We start from the raw sequence: 1,726 nt of genomic DNA on the forward strand, positions 1-1,726 counted from the left end.
AGAATGAAGAACGATAGTGTAACAAGCTACGTTCGTGCGAGAATTACAGGGAAAACTTACAAGCAAGGCAAGCCGGGCCCTCGGGTCCGGAAATGCTATGACGGAGAGTTTGATCCTGGCTCAGAACGAACGCTGGCGGCGCGTTTTAAGCATGCAAGTCGAGCGGCAAGGGCCTCCGGGCCCCTAGAGCGGCGGACGGGTGAGTAACACGTGGACAATCTGCCCCCCGGCCGGGGATAGCCCAGGGAAACCTGGATTAATACCGGATGAGACGGGACGCACGATGGTGCGGTCCGGGAAAGGCGCTGCGGCGCCGCCGGGGGATGAGTCCGCGACCCATTAGCTGGACGGCGGGGTAAAGGCCCACCGTGGCGACGATGGGTAGCCGGCCTGAGAGGGTGGACGGCCACATTGGAACTGAGACACGGTCCAGACTCCTACGGGAGGCAGCAGCTAAGAATCTTCCGCAATGGGCGAAAGCCTGACGGAGCGACGCCGCGTGAACGAAGAAGGCCGTGAGGTTGTAAAGTTCTTTTCGGGAGGGGGAATTACCGTGGCAGGGAATGGCCGCGGGATGACGTGAATCCCGGAACAAGCCCCGGCTAACTACGTGCCAGCAGCCGCGGTAACACGTAGGGGGCGAGCGTTGTTCGGAATCATTGGGCGTAAAGGGCGTGCAGGCGGCACTGCAAGTCCGGCGTGAAAGACCCCGGCCCAACCGGGGGGGTGCGCTGGAAACTGCGGTGCTTGAGTACAGGAGGGGATGCCGGAATTCCAGGTGTAGGGGTGAAATCTGTAGATATCTGGAAGAACACCGATGGCGAAGGCAGGCATCTGGCCATGTACTGACGCTGAGACGCGAAGGTGCGGGGAGCAAACAGGTTTAGATACCCTGGTAGTCCGCACAGTAAACGATGTGCACCAGGTGGCGGGGGTAGAACCCCCGGTACCGTAGCAAACGCATTAAGTGCACCGCCTGGGGAGTATGCTCGCAAGGGTGAAACTCAAAGGAATTGACGGGGGCCCGCACAAGCGGTGGAGCATGTGGTTTAATTCGATGGTACGCGAGAAACCTTACCAGGGCTTGACATACACCGGAAGCGCCGTGAAAGCGGCGTGCCGCTTGCGGCCGGTGAACAGGTGCTGCATGGCTGTCGTCAGCTCGTGCTGTGAAGTGTTGGGTTAAGTCCCGCAACGAGCGCAACCCCTGCCGTCTGTTGCCACCACGAAAGGTGGGGACTCAGGCGGGACCGCCGGTGACAAACCGGAGGAAGGTGGGGACGACGTCAAGTCATCATGGCCCTTATGTCCTGGGCCACACACGTGCTACAATGGCCGGTACAGAGCGCAGCGAGGCCGCGAGGCGGAGCGAATCGCTTAAAGCCGGTCCCAGTACGGATTGGAGTCTGCAACCCGACTCCATGAAGTTGGAATCGCTAGTAATCGCGCATCAGCATGGCGCGGTGAATACGTTCCCGGGCCTTGTACACACCGCCCGTCACACCATCCGAGTCGGGGGTACCCGAAGTCGCCAGCCCAACCCGCGAGGGGGGGCGGTTCCGAAGGTACGTCCGGCGAGGAGGGTGAAGTCGTAACAAGGTAGCCGTACCGGAAGGTGCGGCTGGATCACCTCCTTTCTGAAGAAGAAAGGGCGGGCCCGGCCCTCACAGCCGGACCCAACCAACGGTCGTCGACCAGCAGGTGCAAGTCCTGCAGCAATGGCCTC

1 rRNA gene is annotated in these 1,726 nt (G+C 61.1%); it reads left to right on the top strand.

The features are described 5' to 3' along the window. Positions 1-97 precede the first annotated feature (97 nt). Positions 98-1,637 (top strand): 16S ribosomal RNA (locus DYP60_RS13700). Positions 1,638-1,726: the final 89 nt, after the last annotated feature.

The sequence above is a fragment of the Sphaerochaeta halotolerans genome (assembly GCF_003429665.1).
Lineage (GTDB): Bacteria > Spirochaetota > Spirochaetia > Sphaerochaetales > Sphaerochaetaceae > Sphaerochaeta > Sphaerochaeta halotolerans.